The following is a 20,586-nucleotide window of genomic DNA, read 5'->3' on the forward strand; positions in this document are numbered from 1 at the left end:
GCGATTCAGGTCGTTTTTGACGGTTCCTGCTCAGGCGCAGTCACCGCTTCACGGCTATCAAGAACATGCTTGAGGACAAACATGCCGCTCATCATCAGGTAGGCCACAACAAACATCATCGAGCTGCCTTCAGCAAAGCCAACCGCCGGGGAGTGGATCACGCCAAACAGCGATAACAGCGCCCCAAAGGCTGCGGCAATCGCCCCGCGTAACGGCTTATTCATAATGGCGAAGATAGCGACGCAGCCCCACAGCATACTGGCCAGCGGCGCGCCGCTACCCAGATGCACCAGTCCGTCGTAATAGACACCTTTGCTGTGCAGCAGATCGCTCCCCAGTTTCCCCGCAGATGTTCCGGCAGCGCCCATCACGCTGTTGACGATGGTTAGCGCCCAGTTAGCGATCCACGGGAACAGGCAGATGAAGATCACGGGAACCTCGACTTTGGGCGTTTCTCGCACCACCTGATTGGCGGTCACTACGCCGATAAACACCAGAATCGGCACGATCGCGGTCATCGGAATAATGGCGAGCATAAACGCGCCCAGGCCAAACAGCGGCACCAGGAACATGGTGATACCAGATGCCAAGGTATAGCCGATGCTGGCGCCCATCGCTTTCCAGCCCGCATGCCCAACATACACGGTCACCGGGAACGGGTTGCCCAGCATGCAGCCAAGCATGGAGGCGAAACCGTTCGCCATCATCACCTTGCGGGTGTTGTACTCATCACCTGCCGCATGTGCGCTTTCAATGTTCTCGAGGTCAAAAATGTAGTTCGCCAGACCCAAAGGGACCGCAGAGGCCAGATACGGCAGCGCGTGCGGCAAACCTTGCAGGAAGCTGTCGACATGAATTTCCGGCGGGTTGAAGCCAAAGGAAGACATCGAGGATTTAATCGCTTCCGGGCTTTGCAAACCGGAGATCCACGCCAGGGCCGTACCGGCAATTAGCAGCAGTAAGCCGGTAGGAATGCGGGCAAAAATCGGCTTCTTACCGAACCAGTTAATGAAGATCAGTAACAAGACGATGAAAGAGACGGTCGGCGCTTCAAATGCCTGCAGCATCGGGTTCATCGCCAGTAGCAGCAATCCCAGGCCGGACAGACAAGAAAGCAGTACCGTACGCGGGATCATCTTGCGGATGGTCTCGCCCAGGAAGGAGCCGCCCACCAGGATCAACGCTTCGACAAAACACCACACCAGCGCGATTTGGATCGCGAAGTTGGCATCTTTGGTTTGCTGATAAACCGGCATCAGTACCAGGAAGGTGACGGTAAAGATTGACGGTGCGCTCGGTCCGGACGGCAGTGCCGTCACGTCATTACGCCCTGTGTGCTTTGCCATCTGCAGGCCAAACCAGGCATAGCAGACACTGGCCACCAGCACCGCCAGACCAAAGGCAGGCGCAATGCGCCCATACACAATTTCGGTAGGGATCCCGACGACAAAAATGAGCAGCCCCATCATTGTCAGCAGGTTAGTCAGGTTGTTGGTCATCAGCCCGAAGTAAGCCGCCCAGTCACCACGTTTCCATTCTAGTTTTATGCTGTTCATGGAATATCCTTCACAGGTTAAGCATCGTTTGCGATCTCAGGGATCGCCCAGCCCTGCAGGTAAGCAACGTTTTGCGCTTTGCTACTGTGGGGCTAACGCCGTTAGCCCCGATTGTTGTTATTAGCAGTAGCGGTCACGCCAGTTGAGGATCGCCTTTTCAAAACAGGCGAACGGCGGGTGGACTATTCCGGCGCCGATCATGCCGATCCCTGCGTCTTTGTGCGCAATTGCGGTGTTAATCACCGGCAAAATACCGGTGCTGCCTACGCGTGTAATATCTATCGCGGTCGGTACCCCCATAAAACCCAGCAGCGGAATCGTGACGTTGGGGTTTTCACCGAGGGTGATTTCGCGCATCTGGCGAGAGAAATCGACCGCCTCTTCGACCGTTCCCCCCACCAGCGCCACGATAGCCGGTGCCGTCGCCATGGCAAAACCGCCAATGCCGTAGGTTTCGGTAATCGCGCTATCGCCGATATCACGACCGGAATCTTCCGGCTTATAGCCCGCAAACATCGGACCTATCACCTGTTGCGCCGGACCGGTAAACCATTGCCCCGGCAACCCGCTGACGCGCAGACCGAACTCAACGCCGTTACGCGCCATCGTCGTCACCACGGTGCTGTATTCAATACCGTGGGCGGCGTCCATTGCCGCTTTACACATTGCCATCCAGGTCGGCCCGGAGAAGTAATCGCTGCTAAGGACGAATTCGAACACCTCACGCTGCTGCTCAACCGGATAACCGGTCTGAATAATCCACGGTGTCAGCGCCTGAATCAGCAGCGCCGTCCCGGCGTTGTTGCGGTTATGACACTCATCGCCCATGTGCAGCGCCTGTGCCAACATCAGGCGCAGATCGATTTCTCCCGCCAGCTTCATGGCATCGCGCAACATCGGTCCCATCACATCACGCATCCAGTTCAGACGATCGATAACGCTCTGATCGTTCGCTCCCATGCGCAGGATCTTCGCCATCTGCTCGCTCATATTGGTATATGCGCGGTTGCCGTAGGTTTTGTTCTCTACGATGTGCATAAACATCGACGCCGACGTCACACCCGCCATAGAACCAACGCAGTCATGCTCGTGGCATGGAGAGAAGATAATTTCGCCGGAGGCGGCAAGCTCGGCGGCTTCATCCAGATCTTTCGCCAGGCCTTCAAACACCAACGCCCCGGTTACCGCGCCCTTCATTGCGCCGCACATTTTTTCCCAGCGGATCGGCGGTCCGGCGTGCAGGATGGTGTTGCGGGTCATCCCCGGCACGACATTGATTGCCTGGTCATAGCCAATAAGCACCGGATGCGACTGGATAATACGTTCCAGCGCCTGCTGGTTAGCGGCAGCGATTTTGTCTGCCAGCGGCGAATCGGCAATCTCGTCCAGGGCGGCCACTACCTGCATGTTGCCCTGTCCCGGCGGCGTCCAGTCGAGCTGAGTCACGGGTACGTTCTGCTTTTTCAGGTCATCGCTGAACATCGCGATGCCGACATTAATCACATTCAGCGGCTGGTTAAACAGTGTCTGGCTCATCAGGCTTCCTCCCCTTTACAGATAAATTCACGCGCCAGCAATCCGGTGTTGGTGCTACTGCTCGCCCAGATGACGCCTGCATCGGTCAGCATCTGGCACTGTTTTTCCAGTGACGGCGTATCGAGGGAGGTGCCCAACACGTAGCCGAGGATCTCCAGCGGACGGTCGTCTGCGGCAGCGATCGCTTTGGCTTCAACAATCGCGTCGAGCATCACACCGACCGGATCTTCATGCGCTCCAAATCCAAGCACGAAGTCCATCACGATCACGCCGACTTCAGGATCGCGCGCTTCCTGCAACAGACGACTAATGCGGTTGGTGGGATCGATCATCGGGTGCGGTTTACCGTTGGTGAAATCATCATCACCGAAATCGAGGAAGGTATGCCCGACGCTGCGGTTGAGATCTTGCAGGCGGAACGCCGGATCCGGATGAATGTTGCTGTAAACTTCCGCGTGTTTTTCCATGGCGGCAAACATCGCCTCATCGCACAGCGTGCCACCGCAGAACAAGCCGCGAATATACTTTTGCTGCGGGGTCAGACGGGCGCGGACCTCTTCAATCAGCGGCCAGTTGAGCGGATGTAGATCCAAACTCTCTTTTTTAACGCCGGTCAGCAGCACCGCTTTCAGCGCCGCTTCTTTGGTGCCGCGTGCAAACAGCAGGCCTTTTTCATCCGCAGGAGCGGCTTCACGCCCAAGGAAACACACCACAACGGGCTTATGGCAAGCGCGCGCGCGTTCCAGCACCTTGCGCGCCACCGCTGGCGCAGGCGGTTTGGAGATCAGCGCAATGATCTCCGTTTGCGGATCAGCCTCCAGCATGCCAATCGCGTCAAGCATCATCAGGCCGCCAATCTTTTCACTCAGATCGCGTCCACCGGTACCAATCAGTTGGGAAATCCCGCCGCCAAACTCGTGAATGCGTACGCTCAGTTCCTGACTTCCGGTACCAGACGCACCGACAATTCCGATGTTGCCGCGACGCACCGCGTTGCCAAAACACAACGCCGCGCCGTTAATAATGGCGGTTCCGCAGTCTGGCCCCATCATCAACAGCCCTTTTTCATGCGCCAGCTGCTTGAGTGCCAGCTCGTCCTCAAGAGAGACGTTGTCAGAGAACAGCATCACGTTGAGGTTATTTTGCAGCGCCTGACGCGCTTCACGCGCAGCAAACAGTCCATTGACCGAGATCACCGCCAGGTTGCTGTCAGGAACATGTTTCTTCGCGCTGGCGAGCGTGGCATAGCGCGCTTCGTGCTGGCCGCCCTGCTCTTTATGCGTAAACAGTTCTTCAATCGCCACCAGCGTCTGGTCGTTCGCCGCTTCGCTGGCACCTTTAATGACAATCATCAGATCGCCACTTTTCGCCTCTTCCAGCTCAGGCGTGAGCAAGCCAAGATTCTTCAGCACGCCCTTATTCATTTCTGTCGCCATAGCTACGAACGCCTGCTCAACGCCATCGAGCTTATTTGCGCGTGTAGAGATAGACATCAGTGAGACAGAATCAAAATACGTATTCTTTTTAACAACTATCCTGATCGACATAATTCCCTCCGGACCTGTAGCTCAGGGCACAGGCATCCGCCATGCCATACAGCATGTCGCAGCCAGAACTTGAGCCAATATTTTTAATGTCAATAATATATTGTGTAGAAACGGGGTGTTGCTCAGTAATAATATGTTTTACCAGCCGCCCAACGCTTTCCCGAAAACGTTGATGAAAAGCTTCCTGCAGCGTTATTTTGCTGAGTAGCGTCGTATTATTTCCGGCACATTGTAAGGCCGCTAAAAAATCTTCACGATATTTCCTCAGCGGATGTCCAGGAATAAATAGAATAGTGCTTAAGCCCACTAAATAATCATCAGATGAAGGCGTCAGACCAATCCCCAGACCAATTAAATAACTGACCGCTGTAGAGATATTTTCTCCTGTATGCAACGCCGTCAGTAATCTTTGTCGGCGATTGAGTAATTGACGGGTGATTTCCTGATAAAACGGGTTATCACCCTGGTACAGAAATAATGTGTCGTCGCTTGTTAGCTGTTGGCGGATAACCCCTTCCCAGCGCTGCCAGTAGACTGTAGCGAGGCTTACTGTATCTGGCGTCCACCGTGGTATGCGCCACCGCAGACAACCGGAGGTTTCTATCCATTTATCGTTGCCAACGGCTATCCCCGACTCGGAAAAACTGACCCATTCACCAGAGTGAAACAGGTCTTCACAATGCGTCAGCGCCAGCCGACAGCTGTTAGGCGCGTTATCACAATCTTCACTCAGTAACGTCAGCAGTTGCTGCGGTTCAGGTATTAACAGGTTTACTGCGCGGGAAAAAACCTGTTCAACCCGTGCCATTCCCCGGAAAGCGAGAAACGCGCCGTCTGCGGTTAACGCTCGTACACATCGCCGTGATGGCGTAGCGATAGTGGCGCTCCTCGGTCAGGCTCCGGCCGCAATCAGCAGCTCGGCAATTTCGTGGTAACCTTTCTCCCGCGCCAGTTCCAGCGGGGATTTACCGTATTTATCCGTCATGTGCGGATTCGCACCATGGTCGAGCAGCAGCTTGACGATCTCCTGCTGCTTCGCACCACCATCATTCAGCACGATGGCTTCCAGCAGCGGCGTCCAGCCGACAAAGTTGGTGTGATTAACATTGATGTCGGTCCGCAGCAGCAGTTCACGCACGATGTCCACATGGCCTTTTTCACTGGCAGGCGTAATACCCACACCGCCAAAACGGCTCAGGCAATTAAGATCGGGGTTAGCCGGTAATACCAAACGCAGTAGCGTTAAGTCATTCGTCAGGCAGCTAATCAAGAATGGATTAAAGCAGGTTTGATCTTGTTTATTAATATCAGCACCTGCGGCAATCAATAAAGAAACACAGTCGTAATGTTTATTCAGACTGGCGATAATTATGGCGGTACGCCCCTGGCGGTTAGTGGCATTAATATCCACATTTTTTGCCAGACAGGATTTTAATCCCTGTGCATTGCCCTGCTCTGCCGCCAGCAAAAATTCAGTAATGAGTTCTTTCTCTGACATAGTCCCTCTCCTGCAGTTTTTAAGGCTTTTAAAATTTCGATAAGCTGAGAATAGCAACAGAGTGATAAGAATAATATCCGCTTAAATTTCATTCATCGTTAGCGAGGCGATTGTTGAACATAATTTAATAATGAGAGTAAAACGTGCTGTAGTGCAATCTTTCCCTTATGGCTGACGTTCTTTTACGCGCTAATCAGTCATCCAGGTTAAAAAGCGGCATGCTGCGCAGATAGCGGCCTACAACTAAAGGACAGAAGTGTGATTGCCTTCAAATCAAATGTAAAACTGGTGTTAAATTCTGTTCAAAACTGATTGCTCTGTATAAGGATTACAAATACATTCAACAATCATCGTATGGGGGCGGTAGCCTTGAGGCCTGGGAGGAGAGAGGATGAATTCAATTTTTACCGAGGAGAACCTGCTGGCGTTCACCATGGCGGCGCGCTACAGCAGTTTCAGCAAGGCCGCTGAGGAGCTGGGTTTAACCACCTCCGCCATTAGCTACACCATCAAGCGAATGGAGACAGGGCTGGACGTGGTACTGTTTACCCGCAGTACTCGCAGCATTGAGCTGACCGAGTCCGGGCGCTACTTGTTCCGTAAGGCGACAGATCTGCTGAACGATTTCCACGCCATCAAGCGCAGCATTGATACCATCGCCCAGGGCATCGAGGCTCGGGTGCGCATCTGCATTAACCAGTTGCTCTACACCCCGCAGCATACCGCACGGCTGCTGCAGGTACTTAAGAAACAGTTTCCAACCTGCCAGATAACCGTCACCACCGAGGTGTATAACGGCGTCTGGGATTCGATCATCAACAACCTCGCCAACATCGCCATCGGTGCGCCCGATACGTTACTGGACGGCGGAGGGATTGATTACACCGAGATCGGCGCAATCCGTTGGTCGTTTGCGATCGCACCGGATCATCCGCTGGCCTTTATGCCTGAACCCATCTCTGAGAGCCAGCTGCGCCTGTACCCGAACATCATGGTGGAAGACACCGCGCACACCATTAACAAAAAGGTCGGCTGGCTGTTACACGGACAGGAGTCGATCCTGGTTCCCGATTTTAATACCAAATGCCAGTGCCAGATTCTGGGTGAGGGTATCGGTTTTCTGCCGGACTATATGGTGCGCGAGGCGATGGAAAAGTCGTTGCTGGTCACGCGGCAGATCCACAACCCGCGTCAGGACTCACGGATGCTGCTGGCGACCCAGCATTCGGCAACCGGTCGAGTGACTCAGTGGATTAAAAAGGAATTTGGCCCAAGCGGAGTGCTGACGGGAATTTATCAGGATTTGCTACATCGGGAGTGATGCGCCGGATGGGGGATGCGTTCCGGCGCTCGTGTGATAATCAAGCGCGAATATCGTCGTACTCGCGGGTCTTATCAAACTCATGTTTGGCAAACGGGCACAGCGGAATCACTTTGCGGTTTTCAGCGCGCATTTTCTCCACCACTTTCGCCACCAGCAGTTTGCCGACCCCCTGACCTTTAAGGCTGGGATCGACATCGGTATGCTCAATGATGCTCAAATGCTCACCTGTCGGCACAAAGACAATCTCGGCGATCTGATTGCCCTCAGCATCATTCACATAAAACTTATTGTGGCCTGCAAGAATCTCCATGGTTCCCTCACTTATTTCTGGCGATATTTCAGCGCACCGCTCGGGCAGGTATCAATGACCTTAATCACCGTCGCGACATCCACTTCATCCGGGATGATCCACGGTTTACGCTTCAGGTTAAAAAGCTTTGCGCTTCCCCGCACGCAGTTTCCCGAATGCTGACATATCGTCGTATTGAAGTAGACGTCAATCTTCTCGCCGGTATAGGCCCGATAACCGGCACTCAGTAGTTCTTTATCCACGACATTGCCTCACATTTTTTTATTGTCTGGGTCTAATCATAGACCGATGCGAGGCTGAAGGAGGTCGCTGAAAGCAGAAATATCACTCAGATCTTTTCTGCAACGACGGCTCCCGCTCTGGCGGCAAATACTCCAGCATCGCAGGCGTCGGCGGCGGCAGACGGTTATCGGCGATATCCCTGTCCACATCGATATGACTGATCTCACCACTTTCATAATGGTGAACCGTCAGCACTCTCGCCTTGTTCAGTTCTGTCACCAGCTCACGGGTAATGCGTAAACTTTCCGCCAGTTCATGGTCTTCCAGTCCTGGTCTACGGCTGCGGCGTTCCACCCGGAAGCGAAACTGGTTGTACTTCGCCCAGCCAATCAGCACCAGGCCATTCACCAGAGCAACAAGGATATAAAACGTCACCGTATCCAGCGTGGTGAAAAAGGGTCGTACGCCCATATAGGGCGAGTGCGTCAGCGCCGTGATCAGCCCTTTATAAATCAGGTAAATAAACCCAATCCAGGCAACCAGCGTCAACAGCACGTCGATCGCCCTTGGCAGAAAACGCTGTTCGGTAAAGATCAGTGGCTGATTCATGACTCGATCCTCCCAATGCCACGGTCAGGACTCACCCAGCGCGCCCTGCCGCGTTTGCGTTTGAGCATCACTTTCGGAAACGCCACCAGCGTGGTGAAAAGACTTAGCATCCAGTACACCACCGGGAACCAGATAATCCAGAACAACGAGGCGCCAATGCCTTTTTCATAGCGTCGTTCGATGATCAGACTTACCGCAAACTGTATTAAGCAGACCACGCCAAGGATAAGTCCGGTAAAGGCTGGCGGGAACAGATGCTGCACGTACAGTGAGTCCGGCATCGGGATCATCAACCCTAGCAGGAACAGCACGATACTGATCGCGTAAGCGAACGACCACGCGGTAGAAAAACAGAACTCGAAAAACAACGGCCACATGCGACGAAACTCCCACGACCACAGGCGGCGCATGTTCACGATAAATACCTCCGCGCCGCCTTGCGCCCAACGCAGACGCTGCTTCCATAGTCCTTTTAACGTTTCAGGCATCAGGATCCAGCACAGTGCGCGTGGCTCAAAGAATATCGACCAGTGGCGCAATTGCAGCTTCCAACTGATGTCGATATCTTCGGTGATCATGTCCGGGCTCCAGTAACCGACCTCCGCCAGCGCGCGGCGACGAAACGCCGCCACCACGCCGGAAACGGTAAAGATCTGCCCATAGACTCGCTGCGTACGTTTAATCAAGCCGATAATGGAAGAGAACTCACCGACCTGCACACGGCCAATTAACGTGGAGCGGGTACGAATACGTGGATTCCCGGTCACCGCACCGACGCGCGGGAACTGGATTAGCGGAGCCACAATATAGGCGACGGCATCGCGATCCAGTAATGCATCACCGTCAATACAAACCAGGTAATCACTGCGCGCCGCTGCCGCACCGGTCTTCAACGCCAGCGCTTTACCCTGGTTTTCAGCCAGATGAATCACGCGCAGGCTTGGATATTCCACGGCCAGCTGTTCCAGAACCTCGTATGTATCGTCCGTCGAACCATCGTTGATGGCAATCACTTCAATATTTTTATATCGCTGCGCCATCGCAGCACCAATGGTTTCACGCGCATTGATCCCTTCGTTAAAACAGGGGATTAGAATGGAAACCAGCGGATTCCCTTCCAGGGTCGGTGGCGGTGTATTATCTCCCCATTTCCAGTGACGCTCACGGTAAAACCAGAAATAGGCTCCGCCGCTTATCCACAGTGCAGACATGAACAAGGGCCAGAAGAAGACGAAGTTCAACATCATTTCACCTGTAAAAATGACAGCCACGCCAAACGGCAGGCTGAACATCAGGCAAAGTATCAGGAAAGCAATTATGCGATCGGTCATTTTTGCGGGTACCAGTATGAGGAGAACGTCGAGCGAATCTCTGACATCTCAGGTTTGTCGCTGATGAAATCATCCGGGTAATAGCCGTAGTTACCTGCACCGCTTAATTTCAGCTGGCGCATCCATTCGGCGATCTGTTTTCCGCTGATTTCTGCCTCGTCCCCGGATTTACGCCAGTCTCGTGCCTGCAGTTCAAACACGGTTTTGTCCAGCGCGCCGGGCGTTTGTGCAACGGCATTCACTAATCTGTCGAGCCAGGCGTTGGCATCATTGGCCGGGATTTGCTCCATATATGGCATCGCCATGGGTGCCGTCCAGTCATAGGTATTGAGGAAATCATTCAGGTTCTGCGCAAACCAGGCCTCACTCTCCGGCTCCAGTACCGGCATCGCGTAAATATTGCGCGCAGTTTGCACCTGCGGACCGCGAATATTACGCACCGACTGGGTCAGTTGTTTGGTGAAGTCGATCAGCATCTTACTTTTCAGGCGCGTCCAGCGCTCAAAGGTCTGAGGGTTGCTACGGATTTGCTCAATACTTCCCGGAAGCCCTGCGGCGCGGTAGGCGGCTAACGCCTCCGGTGACGCGTCTTCAAAGTCCGTCAGGAAAGCATCATCGTGGAACAAGATTCCTTTGAAGCTTGCGTGTTTCGCCAGGTCTTCATAGATTTCAGTGATGCGCTGACGCGCTTCGCCGCTCCAGGGTGAAAGGCGGACATAGTTCTCGCGATTGATAGCAGTACGTCCCGTTTTCGGATCCCATGCGGTTACACGTGGAATAGAAGCGTCGAGATCGAAAGCCAGAACCGGCATCCAGGCATATACCGTCACCCCTGCCCGCGTTTGTAATTGCCAGGAAATATAGTTAAACAGGTCGGCGCGCATCGGCAGCCAGCGGTTAGGGAAATAAAGCTCGCGAATATTCCCGTCACCTTTAGGGTCGGCATACGCCTGCAGGAAAACGTGAGAAATGCGCATGTCATAAACGCGCTGGATCAGCTTATCGATGTTGCGCTTCTGCTGGGTCGGGTCTTTGTCATACACGTAATCCAGATCCACATGCATCACACGCATCGTCTGCGGTTCACGCACCTGAGCGACCTGACTTGCAAAGCGCTTTAGAGAGGGATTATCAGAGATCAGCACGCGCGGGATGTCATCAAGAAACGCGGCATTCGCCAACCCTTCGTTGAGCGTGAAGGCCATCTTGTAGCCATGTTCTTTGGTCAGATTTAAGGTTGTGCCACTGGCCGCACCATAAGGCCACACCCACGCGCGCGGCGATTTCCCTGTCACCGATTTAATCTTATTGGTGATCAGTGAAATATCGGTATTAATGCGCCGCGTATACTGCTCATCCGTTTCGTAAGTTCCTGTTTTCTTATCGTAAAGACGATTCGCCACCGCCGGTTCTTTACTCCCCTGCGGGTTGGCATCACCACCGAAATGCGACGCCCAGGTATGCGCACCAATTTCTACCAGCGGCGATTTGCCCATCTCTTCGACCATCTTCCAGGTGGCGAATTTATCGCGCGCGGTCATTAAGCCGCCAAAATCGACTTTTTTATTGGCTGGCGCATCGACCCAACTGCCTACCGGCGCCCAGAGTGCAGGCCAGTTGTAGGCTTTCAGCAGCGGCCAGACTCGGGTATAAAAACTGCTGTATCCGTCATCAAAGGTGAGCAGTACAGCCTTTTCCGGCAGTACGATTTTACCGTCATGGGCGTCCAGGATTTGCTGCACGCTGATCGGGTTATAGCCATTATCACGCAGCCAGGCCATTTGGTCGCTCAATGCGCTGGTGCGCACAGAAAGATAGCGCTGATCCGCTGCGCCATCTTCAACATCGTGATAACCCAGTACCAGGAAGCTATTTTTTGGCCACGGATGATCAGCCGTCAGCGGCGTTCTCTCTGCGGGAGGAACATAACGAGGCGTTGTATTGTGCGCACTACTGCACGCGGTAATCATCAACCAGCCAGCGATTAATGCGCTAAGCCACAGGCATCTTTTCAGCATGAACAATCCTTAAAACCTGACATTTAAATCGAAAGCGAGGGAGATATTCCGCTCACGTTTACCGTCGTAGGGGCGTTTATCCCAAATCAGCATCACCCCGCCATCTACGACGTTGTTCCATTTGAGTCGTTGTCCGTATCCCACCTGAACAATAGCGCCTGCGTCCTGGCCTTGCTGCCAATAGCCGCCCACGCCAGCCAGGCCTTGCTGCGTCCACACTGTGTCATAGTGGCGGTAAAGAACCTGCTCAGCGCTCAGACCGGGTACCACGGAAAAATCACTCTTCGGGTTGTAATACGGCACATTTTCTTTGGTGTTGGTGCTCCCGCCGATGCCCGGAGTAAAGTCCAGCGTGAAGCGCGGCGTCGTCCAGATGCGCTCTTTTCCGCTGAGTCCGTATTCGATACGATCGTTACCGTCCGAGAAATGTGAGGCGGCAAACGACAGTTGATATTCACGTCGTTCGTTTTGATACCAGCGGACAAACATATCTCCGCCGTTGGCATACACGCCGCTACGCAGCGCACGCAGTGGCGTATTACGCGATAAGCGCTCGGCCGAACCGCCTACGCGCCAGTTGTCATTGAAGTCATGCCAGCCGGAAAGACGGCCACCAATCTTCTGACCATCGCCAAAATTTCGGCCAGACACTTCCATTTCCGCCCAGTAATCACGGGAAGTCCATTCTGCGCCAGCCGCCAGATCGCGGCTGATTCCCTTCCCTTCTTCAAATTCACCGGTAGCAAAGTTGAATCCGGTAAACAGTCGCCAGTTGTCGTTAATTGGCGGGCTGTAAATAGCCGTATTGATGTTGAAATCATTCTTACCGCTGACTGGGCTATCGGACGAAATCCCCTGCGTGCCGCTAATGCGCACTTCCGACATTTTGTGAACATCACGAATACGCGCGAGGCGCAGAGTCGCTTCATCATCCGGGCTACGGGCGATAACGTCATCCGTTAGTTCATCGGCCTGCTTCCACTCCTGGAGATCCAATGCCACGTAAGCCTGTTGACGCTCCAGCTCAAGGTTGCTTGGCTCGATCACTTCCGCTAGCTTCAGCTCTTTCTCTGCCGCATGCGGCAAGCCACGTGCTTCAAGAACAGAGGCATAGGATATGCGCAGCCCCTGGTTACCAGAGCCGGTTCGCGCCAGATGCTCTGAGAGCTTTTCTGCCTCTGGTAGTTCATTAGCAGCGATATGGTATTGCGTCAGCAGCGACTGCCCGAGCAGCCAGTTATCGTTCGGCTGCGGCGTTGGCGAACCATAGATGCGTCGCAGGTACGGACTCTCTTTGATTAAGTTTTCGACCTGTTTTTTAGCAGCATCAAAGTTTTCGTTATCAATATGGGCGTAGAACAGATCCTGCTGATCCTCAGGACCGAGCGGCGTCACAGGAATCGGTCCATTGGGGTAGTAGATGCTCATCAGCATCGCTTCGGTTTTTTCCGGCTGGCGTTCACTTAACCATGCCGATGCTACCCAGCGTTTAGCATAGTTTGGCACTTCGCCGCTCGCAGACAGTGATTCGTATTCCTTAATCACTTCAGAAGTTCGTTTACGTACCAGAAGGGCGCCCATGCGGTCAATTCTCGCCCGACGAACATCATTCTGTGCGGACGGTTCATCCTTCCAGGCCGTCAGCAACTGGTCATAACGGGCCAGCGCTTTGTCCGCCACGATGAATCGTTCTTCTTCATTACGTGCGGAGGTATAGGAAGAACGCACCATTTCGGCGGCCGCATCGAGCTCAAGGCGACGCTTTACAGGATCCGCCGTGGGTACGACTTCCGCCATATTTAAAGCGGGTCCGGAAACGCGGTTTGCTGACAGCGCAGACAGCAGCGTAGATTGCGCATTTTTGTTGCCCGGCTCAACGTCATCCGCCTGGCTGGCAACCAACAGCGCGTCCCAATTTTTCCCCTGAGAGTGATATACATAGGCAAGTAGCGCGTCGGAATCAGCCCCCGGATGCGCCTGCGCCCATTTGTTCGCTTCAGTAAGCGCTTGCTGATTGTAGCGAGCATCCGCTAACGTCATTATCCAGCCGGTACGTACATCAACGTTGTCAGGCTCTTCCTGTAAAACGCTATTCCACACCGCTAACGAATCATTCCAGTTCTTCAGATTACGATACGCGCGCGCGGCAGCAACTTTCCCTCGGGCAGGCACATCCATCTGCCCACGATACTGCAGCCAGATTTCAATGGTGGTTTTATCGTTGTTATCAACCCAACCGGAAACCTGCAGCCAGTCGGCAACCTGATTTGGCGTTAGCGCGCTTTTCTTTCCCTGATCCTCAAGATAATGCAATAACGGTGCACTATTACCTCCCCGAGCTTTAATAACCAAAGCGTCATAATCAGATACCGCTGCGGAGATTTGCATCGGGAAAAGTACGCTTGCCGTAAATAAACAGCTAACAGACTTTAAACGTTTAATAAAATTGGCATGTCGACGCATACTTAACATATCTGCCCTTATATCTTACATCATAGTAAAAATAAGCGTTTTCAATAAGTTACGGTCATTCACTGACAGTTGTCGACCATGTAAGATGCACTGCCGCTTATTTCGTAATAGGGTTATGAAGCAATTAATTCTTTCGTCTTATTGACTATCCACACCCCATCCTCTAATCCTTGGAAAGGAGGTATAAACCCAGGGATTTTATCATTCAGTGCCTGTTGTTTCTACGCAACAAGAATACTCTTGGGCAAAAAAAGTATTTTAGGTCAAATTATCCTAATCCACCTGGTATTGAATACTGGATTTAGATTAAGTTTGCGAAACGAAGCCTTGTGACGATGATAACTATTGCTGGTTAGCATAGCTACACTGCGCAACTGTTTGCACGGTAACTATTATGTGCGGATAGAGAAAATTCTGATAATAATGACTCCGATAACAGTAAAGACAACAATGTAGACAATATAACTTAATTTTAAGTAGCAGACATAGTCAATGAAATGAAAATACAGGTACAGTCACTTGCAGTGACTAAGTACAGTAAAAATGCAATGAAATCAAATAACTTCTTAACTCATGATTGAAACCTACCATAATTAGTATTTTGATATCCGGCAGAATACGCGCGCGAAGAGTTGTACATGGTTTTGATCGTTATTGTATTTACCAACCTTGCGTATTATTGACAGCATCAACCGCAATCGATTTTTATTCCCTACAATCTATAAGTCTATTTACATTGAAAAAGCAAATAGAAGCATAATTTTTTGCACTTACCCTCTCCTCCTGACTTTCAGGTAATCTGGATAAAGATGCCAATGGGAGCTGGTCAATGAAAATCGTTAACGCAGAAGAAAAGCATATCCCCGCCATACGCGATATTTACGCCCATCATGTTATTCACGGTACAGGCAGCTTTGAAACAGACCCACCGGATTTGCGCGAAATGCAGGCACGCCTGGAAAAAATCCGCAGCCTGGGATTGCCGTGGGTGGTCGCGCTACAAGAAGAAAAGGTCATCGGGTATTGCTATCTCACCCGCTACCGTGAGCGTTATGCCTACCGCTATACCCTCGAAGATTCGATTTACATTGACCCGACAGCACAGCGCCAGGGGGCAGGAAAAGCGTTGCTAAGCCATGTCATTGATTGGGCCGAAACGCAGGGTTACCGGCAGTTGATTGCCATCGTCGGTGATAGCAATAATCAGGGTTCGCTGAAGGTCCATCAGCAGGCTGGATTCACGGAAATCGGCACGCTGAAGAACATTGGCTTCAAACATGGACGCTGGCTCGACACGGTTTTACTTCAACGCAGCCTGGGTGAAGGTATCCACCAGCCTGGCGGATAGCGAGCCTGACGGAAGAATGATAGCAGTTGATTATTCTGGTGATACTACGCCGGGAATCAGCTTGCTTAAAGCCGTTCCAGGTGTATCTGGTTGGCTATACCTTTTTATAACAAATATTGAGATTAAAAGAGTCTGCCATAATGGCAGACTCTTTTAATTTAAAATTAGAGATTTGCAACGTTATGATATACTTTTTGGACATCATCGTCATCTTCAAGGGCATCAACAAGTCCTGCAAAGATTTCTAAATCCTCTGGTGAAAGCTCAATTTCTGATTGAGCAATCATTTCTAATTCTGTTGTAGAGAATTCGGTAATGCCAGCTGCTTTTAGTGCTGCAATTCCTTTGTGAAGATCTGTAGACTCAGTATAAATAACGATATTTCCTTCTTCTTCGGTTACATCGCGCACTTCAACTTCAGCTTCAAGCAAAATTTCAAAAATACGGTCAGGGTCTGTTCCTTCAAAAACAATCACGCCAGTATTGTCGAACATATAGCTGACAGAACCTGCCGCGCCGATATTCCCACCTTTTTTATTGAAAATGTTGCGAACATTAGCAATGGTACGGTTAACATTGGAGGTCAGCGTTTCAGCAATAATCATTGAGCCATTGGGTCCAAAGCCTTCATAACGCCCTTGCACAAACGTTTCATCGCTGCCACCTTTAGCTTTATCAATGGCTTTATCAATTACGTGCTTTGGAACCTGGGCTTGTTTCGCACGTTCAATAACGAATTTTAAAGCTGAGTTTGATTCTGGGTCTGGTTCACCTTGTTTAGCAGCAGCATAGATTTCTACACCGAATTTTGCATATACGTTAGACGTTGCACCGTCTTTAGCGGTTTTTTTTGCAACAATGTTGGCCCATTTACGTCCCACTGGAATAATCCCCTCGAAAATTTATTTACATTACTGACAAGTTATTAACCTGTATGTTTTCCCGCCATATTATACCATGGTGTTGAAATCTTCGTCCATGAGAAATAAAAACATTAAAAACTTACGAGATGTTACTTTAATTTTAACAATAGTAATTGTTGTTGGAAGGTTGATGATCAAAGTGCTAAATACGGATAAAAATCATAATAGACTTTTACGCAAGTTTTCTCTAAAAATATAATTTACTACTATTAAGGTATAGAACGTTGAAAAACAAAATAAATGCTATCCAGACCATTCAAATCATCTGAACATCACCAGAATATAATTTCTATCATAGTAGAAATTTGCTCTGATTTACGCTTAAAACCAGAGCATTTATTATCCTATTGCTATCGCACTCGTTTACCTGCTTCATCAACGACTTTCTCGCCATCTTCCTTAGCGAAAGCCCCTTTCTGGGCTTCTGGAAGGATATCCAGAACAACTTCAGAAGGACGGCACAGTTTCGTTCCCAGCGGTGTCACCACGATGGGACGGTTAATCAGGATCGGATGCTGCAGCATAAAGTCAATTAACTGGTCGTCAGTGAAGTTATCTTCGGCAAGACCAAGTTGTTCATAAGGCTCAACATTTTTACGCAGCAGTGCCCGTACCGAGATCGCCATATCTGCAATAAGTTTGACCAGCTCATCGCGCGATGGTGGAGTCTCAAGGTAATAAATAACGGTTGGTTCAGTACCGCTATTGCGGATCATCTCCAATGTATTACGCGACGTACCGCAGGCCGGGTTGTGATAAATGGTGATGTTGTTCATTTCAGGATCTCATTACAAAGTGAAAGAGAGACGTATCGCCAGCGCGGCCAGCGTTACAAACAGCACAGGTAGAGTCATGATGATCCCGGTGCGGAAATAGTATCCCCAGGTGATGGTCATGTTCTTCTGTGAAAGTACATGTAGCCAGAGCAGCGTTGCCAGGCTACCAATAGGTGTAATTTTCGGGCCCAGATCGCAGCCAATCACGTTGGCGTAGACCATCGCCTCTTTGATAACACCGGTTGCGGTGCTGCCATCAATAGAGAGCGCACCAACCAGCACGGTAGGCATGTTGTTCATGATGGAAGACAGGAAAGCCGTCAGGAAGCCAGTACCCAACGTCGCAGCCCAGAGACCTTTATCCGCCAGTACGTTCAGTACAGAAGAGAGGTATTCCGTTAGCCCGGCGTTGCGCAGGCCATAGACCACCAGATACATCCCCAGCGAGAAGATAACAATCTGCCAGGGCGCACCACGTAACACTTTACCGGTGTTAATGGCATGGCCTCGCTTTGCCACCGCAAACAGGATCACAGCCCCAACCGCCGCAATCGCGCTAACGGGAATACCCAGCGGCTCGAGGACGAAAAAACCAACCAGCAGAAGAATCAACACAATCCAGCCGGTTCTGAAAGTTGCCAGATCTTTAATCGCTTTTGCCGGTGTCTTAAGGAGAGCCAGGTCGTAAGTCGGTGGAATATCCTTGCGGAAGAAAAGATGCAGCATAACCAGTGTGGCAACAATGGCTGCAATATCCACCGGCACCATTACCGACGCATATTCGGTGAATCCCAGACCAAAGAAATCCGCCGAGACGATATTCACCAGGTTCGACACGATAAGCGGCAAGCTGGCCGTATCGGCAATAAACCCGGCAGCCATGACGAATGCCAGTGTCGTGCCTTTGCTGAACCCTAATGCCAGTAGCATGGCGATGACTATTGGCGTCAGAATAAGTGCCGCACCATCGTTGGCAAACAGTGCCGCCACCGCTGCACCAAGCAGAACGATATACGTAAAGAGCAAACGGCCACGACCGTTACCCCAACGAGAAACATGCAATGCCGCCCATTCGAAAAAGCCTGATTCATCAAGCAGCAGGCTGATAATAATCACAGCTATAAACGTTGCCGTCGCGTTCCAGACGATATTCCAAACCACCGGGATATCGCCTAAATGGACAACGCCAGAAATCAACGCCAGTACCGCCCCCAGCGTAGCGCTCCAGCCGATCCCTAATCCCTTCGGCTGCCAGATAACCAAAACAATGGTCAGGACAAAAATAGCGCCTGCCAGTAACATAAAACCTCCTGACAGGGCGACGTTGCCGCCCTGCATTAACCAAAAATAATTAACGCATCAATTCTCTGAGCTTTTCAATACCGGCGGGCTCTGACGCCAGCACCGGAACAAGCGCTATACGGTCAGCGTGCTGATTCTTGACAGCCTCAATCTGAGGCAATTCCTGCCGGGCGCGCTGGCAAAGCAACGGAGAAAGCGTATCCGCAATGGAAAGACTGTTATTGATAATCCAGCCCCACGGATGAATCCCCGCTCTTTCAAGGTCAGCCTGCAGGTTTGCCGCCTCCAGCACTGGTGTGGTTTCAGGGAGCGTAACCAGCAGAACTTTGGTTCTATCCGGATCCTGAAGCTGCATCATTGGGGTAGTAAAATGACCTTTATTCCCCATTTTTTTGGCAATCTCTCGGTGGTAAGCCCCGGTCGCATCCAGCAACAAAAGCGTGTGTCCCGTAGGGGCGGTATCCATAACAACAAACCGCTTACTCGCTTCACGAATCACGCGGGAAAAGGCCTGAAACACGGCAATTTCTTCAGTACAGGGAGAGCGTAAATCTTCTTCGAGCAGCCGTTTCCCTGCTTCGTCCAGATCTTTTCCCTTCGTCTCAAGGACATGTTGGCGATAGCGTTCGGTTTCATCATGTGGATTGATTCTACTGACCTGAAGATTTTTGAGGCTACCGTTCAGCGTTGTACTCAGGTGCGCAGCAGGATCAGAGGTCGTGAGATGCACGTCAAACCCCATGTCTGCCAGCCTGACGGCGATAGCCGCAGCCATCGTGGTTTTCCCTACACCACCTTTGCCCATCAGCATAATCAGGCCGTGTTCACTGCGAGCGATATCATCGACCAGGCCAGAGAGCGATAGGTTTTCAGACGTGTACTGGACGTTCGTTGAAGGATACGGTAATACCTCAGAACGGGTATCCAGCAGTCCCTTCAATGCAGCCACTCCAACCATATTGACTGCCTGGAGCAATAGGGTATCTGTCGGTAGCCCGGATAAACCGGCAGGAAGATTTGCCAGTGCTTCCTGCTCCCGTTGCCATATCGCAGCGGCCAGGGCGTCATGTTCAGCTTCTGCTTTGGGCAGCACACCATTAATTACCAGGTTCTGGTTTTTCAGGCCAATCGCAGCCAGTTCTTCATGGGTGCGGGCGACTTCCTGCAGCGTAGATTTTTGCAGTCGTGCAACCAGAACCAGGCGGGTACGTTCAGGATCGGATAACGCCTCTACCGCATGAGCATACTGCTCTCGCTGCTTTTCCAACCCGGCCATTGGGCCAAGGCAGGAAGCTCCGTCCGGGTTACTTTCGATGAAGCTGCTCCAGGCTCCGGGAAGCTGGAGCAGACGAATCGTGTGGCCCGTCGGCGCGGTATCAAAAATGATGTGATCGAAGCGGGTCAGCAGGGAAGCGTCTGTCAATAAGCCAGTGAACTCATCGAACGCCGCAATCTCAGTGGTACAGGCCCCCGAAAGCTGCTCGCTGATGCTGTTAACAACGTCATCAGGCAGAAGACCTTTGATAGGATCAACGATTCTGGCACGGTATTGCTGGGCGGCTTCCTGCGGATCAATCTCCAGTGCGGAAAGTCCAGGAACTGCTGTCACAGGGCGAATGGTGTTACCGATAGCCAGGTCGAATACCTGGCCGACATTGGAGGCCGGATCGGTACTGACCAGCAAAACCCGCTTACCCTGTTCGGCAAGGCGGACAGCCGTCGCGCAGGAAATGGACGTTTTTCCTACGCCTCCCTTGCCGGTAAAGAACAGGTAAGGCGGGATGTTCTGTATGAATTTCATATGTCCCCCTGAC

General features: G+C 51.7%; 17 protein-coding genes. 2 read left to right on the top strand and 15 right to left on the bottom strand.

What is annotated here, in order from left to right; translation table 11 throughout:
* Nucleotides 1-5: 5 nt before the first annotated feature.
* From On2M_RS19525 to On2M_RS19545, 5 genes are all read right to left on the bottom strand, one after another.
* Nucleotides 6-1,556, bottom strand: a complete 1,551-nt coding sequence (locus tag On2M_RS19525; protein ID WP_187253158.1) for a xanthine permease — start codon at nt 1,554-1,556, stop codon at nt 6-8.
* Between the two features lie 120 nt (nt 1,557-1,676).
* A complete protein-coding gene (locus tag On2M_RS19530) occupies nt 1,677-3,092 on the bottom strand; it encodes a DUF1116 domain-containing protein (protein WP_151218301.1) in 1,416 nt (471 codons plus the stop codon).
* A complete protein-coding gene (gene fdrA, locus On2M_RS19535; RefSeq protein WP_151224291.1) occupies nt 3,092-4,639 on the bottom strand; it encodes an acyl-CoA synthetase FdrA in 1,548 nt (515 codons plus the stop codon). Before fdrA ends, On2M_RS19530 begins: the two co-directional genes overlap by 1 nt.
* Nucleotides 4,617-5,447 carry a DUF2877 domain-containing protein gene (locus On2M_RS19540; protein ID WP_210905337.1) on the bottom strand — a complete coding sequence of 277 codons (831 nt, stop codon included), beginning with the start codon at nt 5,445-5,447 and terminating at the stop codon, nt 4,617-4,619. The genes fdrA and On2M_RS19540 overlap by 23 nt, the downstream gene beginning before the upstream one ends.
* Before the next feature lie 84 nt (nt 5,448-5,531).
* Complete coding sequence (locus On2M_RS19545) at nt 5,532-6,137, bottom strand: ankyrin repeat domain-containing protein (protein WP_151218304.1); 606 nt, start codon at nt 6,135-6,137, stop codon at nt 5,532-5,534.
* 391 nt (nt 6,138-6,528) lie between these two features.
* Between On2M_RS19545 and On2M_RS19550 the strand changes: the two genes are divergently transcribed.
* Entirely contained in the window at nt 6,529-7,458 is a 930-nt protein-coding gene (locus On2M_RS19550) for a LysR substrate-binding domain-containing protein (protein ID WP_151218305.1), read from the top strand.
* A gap of 40 nt (nt 7,459-7,498) precedes the next feature.
* On the opposite strand, the gene On2M_RS19555 is transcribed toward On2M_RS19550, so the two are convergent.
* The 6 genes from On2M_RS19555 to pgaA form a co-directional block, all read right to left on the bottom strand.
* Complete coding sequence (locus On2M_RS19555) at nt 7,499-7,771, bottom strand: GNAT family N-acetyltransferase (protein ID WP_210905338.1); 273 nt, start codon at nt 7,769-7,771, stop codon at nt 7,499-7,501.
* 11 nt (nt 7,772-7,782) lie between these two features.
* The gene (gene yjdI, locus On2M_RS19560) at nt 7,783-8,013 is read right to left on the bottom strand and encodes a 4Fe-4S mono-cluster protein YjdI (RefSeq protein WP_151218306.1); all 231 of its coding nucleotides are present in this window, start codon (nt 8,011-8,013) and stop codon (nt 7,783-7,785) included.
* Nucleotides 8,014-8,095: 82 nt separating this feature from the next.
* Nucleotides 8,096-8,602 carry a poly-beta-1,6-N-acetyl-D-glucosamine biosynthesis protein PgaD gene (gene pgaD / locus On2M_RS19565; protein ID WP_151224294.1) on the bottom strand — a complete coding sequence of 169 codons (507 nt, stop codon included), beginning with the start codon at nt 8,600-8,602 and terminating at the stop codon, nt 8,096-8,098.
* On the bottom strand, nt 8,599-9,933 hold the full coding sequence (gene pgaC, locus On2M_RS19570; protein ID WP_151218307.1) for a poly-beta-1,6-N-acetyl-D-glucosamine synthase: 1,335 nt from the start codon (nt 9,931-9,933) through the stop codon (nt 8,599-8,601). Before pgaC ends, pgaD begins: the two co-directional genes overlap by 4 nt.
* Nucleotides 9,930-11,951, bottom strand: coding sequence for a poly-beta-1,6-N-acetyl-D-glucosamine N-deacetylase PgaB (pgaB, locus tag On2M_RS19575; RefSeq protein ID WP_210905339.1), 2,022 nt, complete (start codon nt 11,949-11,951; stop codon nt 9,930-9,932). Before pgaB ends, pgaC begins: the two co-directional genes overlap by 4 nt.
* Before the next feature lie 9 nt (nt 11,952-11,960).
* The gene (pgaA, locus tag On2M_RS19580; protein WP_210905340.1) at nt 11,961-14,423 is read right to left on the bottom strand and encodes a poly-beta-1,6 N-acetyl-D-glucosamine export porin PgaA; all 2,463 of its coding nucleotides are present in this window, start codon (nt 14,421-14,423) and stop codon (nt 11,961-11,963) included.
* An 829-nt stretch (nt 14,424-15,252) separates the two neighbouring features.
* Between pgaA and On2M_RS19585 the strand changes: the two genes are divergently transcribed.
* A complete protein-coding gene (locus tag On2M_RS19585) occupies nt 15,253-15,771 on the top strand; it encodes a GNAT family N-acetyltransferase (RefSeq protein WP_151218309.1) in 519 nt (172 codons plus the stop codon).
* A 164-nt stretch (nt 15,772-15,935) separates the two neighbouring features.
* Here On2M_RS19585 and On2M_RS19590 read toward each other — a convergent pair whose 3' ends face one another.
* The 4 genes from On2M_RS19590 to arsA form a co-directional block, all read right to left on the bottom strand.
* Nucleotides 15,936-16,652 (bottom strand): YebC/PmpR family DNA-binding transcriptional regulator, encoded by a 717-nt coding sequence (locus On2M_RS19590; RefSeq protein WP_151218310.1) that lies wholly within the window; start codon nt 16,650-16,652, stop codon nt 15,936-15,938.
* Between the two features lie 392 nt (nt 16,653-17,044).
* Nucleotides 17,045-17,470, bottom strand: a complete 426-nt coding sequence (gene arsC, locus On2M_RS19595) for a glutaredoxin-dependent arsenate reductase (protein WP_151224297.1) — start codon at nt 17,468-17,470, stop codon at nt 17,045-17,047.
* Between the two features lie 12 nt (nt 17,471-17,482).
* Nucleotides 17,483-18,772 (bottom strand): arsenite efflux transporter membrane subunit ArsB, encoded by a 1,290-nt coding sequence (gene arsB, locus On2M_RS19600; protein WP_151218312.1) that lies wholly within the window; start codon nt 18,770-18,772, stop codon nt 17,483-17,485.
* Between the two features lie 49 nt (nt 18,773-18,821).
* Nucleotides 18,822-20,573, bottom strand: coding sequence for an arsenite efflux transporter ATPase subunit ArsA (arsA, locus tag On2M_RS19605; protein ID WP_210905341.1), 1,752 nt, complete (start codon nt 20,571-20,573; stop codon nt 18,822-18,824).
* Nucleotides 20,574-20,586: the final 13 nt, after the last annotated feature.

It is taken from the genome of Citrobacter sp. On2M (genome assembly GCF_018035235.1).
GTDB classification, from domain to species: domain Bacteria; phylum Pseudomonadota; class Gammaproteobacteria; order Enterobacterales; family Enterobacteriaceae; genus Citrobacter; species Citrobacter meridianamericanus.

Coding starts and splice junctions, on each gene's coding strand:
- On2M_RS19545 (WP_151218304.1), bottom strand. CDS start 6,137: ATGTCAGAGAAAGAACTCATTACTGAATTTTTGCTGGCGGCAGAGCAG.
- arsB (WP_151218312.1), bottom strand. CDS start 18,772: ATGTTACTGGCAGGCGCTATTTTTGTCCTGACCATTGTTTTGGTTATC.
- pgaA (WP_210905340.1), bottom strand. CDS start 14,423: ATGTTAAGTATGCGTCGACATGCCAATTTTATTAAACGTTTAAAGTCT.
- On2M_RS19530 (WP_151218301.1), bottom strand. CDS start 3,092: ATGAGCCAGACACTGTTTAACCAGCCGCTGAATGTGATTAATGTCGGC.
- pgaD (WP_151224294.1), bottom strand. CDS start 8,602: ATGAATCAGCCACTGATCTTTACCGAACAGCGTTTTCTGCCAAGGGCG.
- fdrA (WP_151224291.1), bottom strand. CDS start 4,639: ATGTCGATCAGGATAGTTGTTAAAAAGAATACGTATTTTGATTCTGTC.
- On2M_RS19555 (WP_210905338.1), bottom strand. CDS start 7,771: ATGGAGATTCTTGCAGGCCACAATAAGTTTTATGTGAATGATGCTGAG.
- pgaC (WP_151218307.1), bottom strand. CDS start 9,933: ATGACCGATCGCATAATTGCTTTCCTGATACTTTGCCTGATGTTCAGC.
- On2M_RS19525 (WP_187253158.1), bottom strand. CDS start 1,556: ATGAACAGCATAAAACTAGAATGGAAACGTGGTGACTGGGCGGCTTAC.
- pgaB (WP_210905339.1), bottom strand. CDS start 11,951: ATGCTGAAAAGATGCCTGTGGCTTAGCGCATTAATCGCTGGCTGGTTG.
- On2M_RS19585 (WP_151218309.1), top strand. CDS start 15,253: ATGAAAATCGTTAACGCAGAAGAAAAGCATATCCCCGCCATACGCGAT.
- arsA (WP_210905341.1), bottom strand. CDS start 20,573: ATGAAATTCATACAGAACATCCCGCCTTACCTGTTCTTTACCGGCAAG.
- On2M_RS19540 (WP_210905337.1), bottom strand. CDS start 5,447: ATGGCACGGGTTGAACAGGTTTTTTCCCGCGCAGTAAACCTGTTAATA.
- On2M_RS19550 (WP_151218305.1), top strand. CDS start 6,529: ATGAATTCAATTTTTACCGAGGAGAACCTGCTGGCGTTCACCATGGCG.
- arsC (WP_151224297.1), bottom strand. CDS start 17,470: ATGAACAACATCACCATTTATCACAACCCGGCCTGCGGTACGTCGCGT.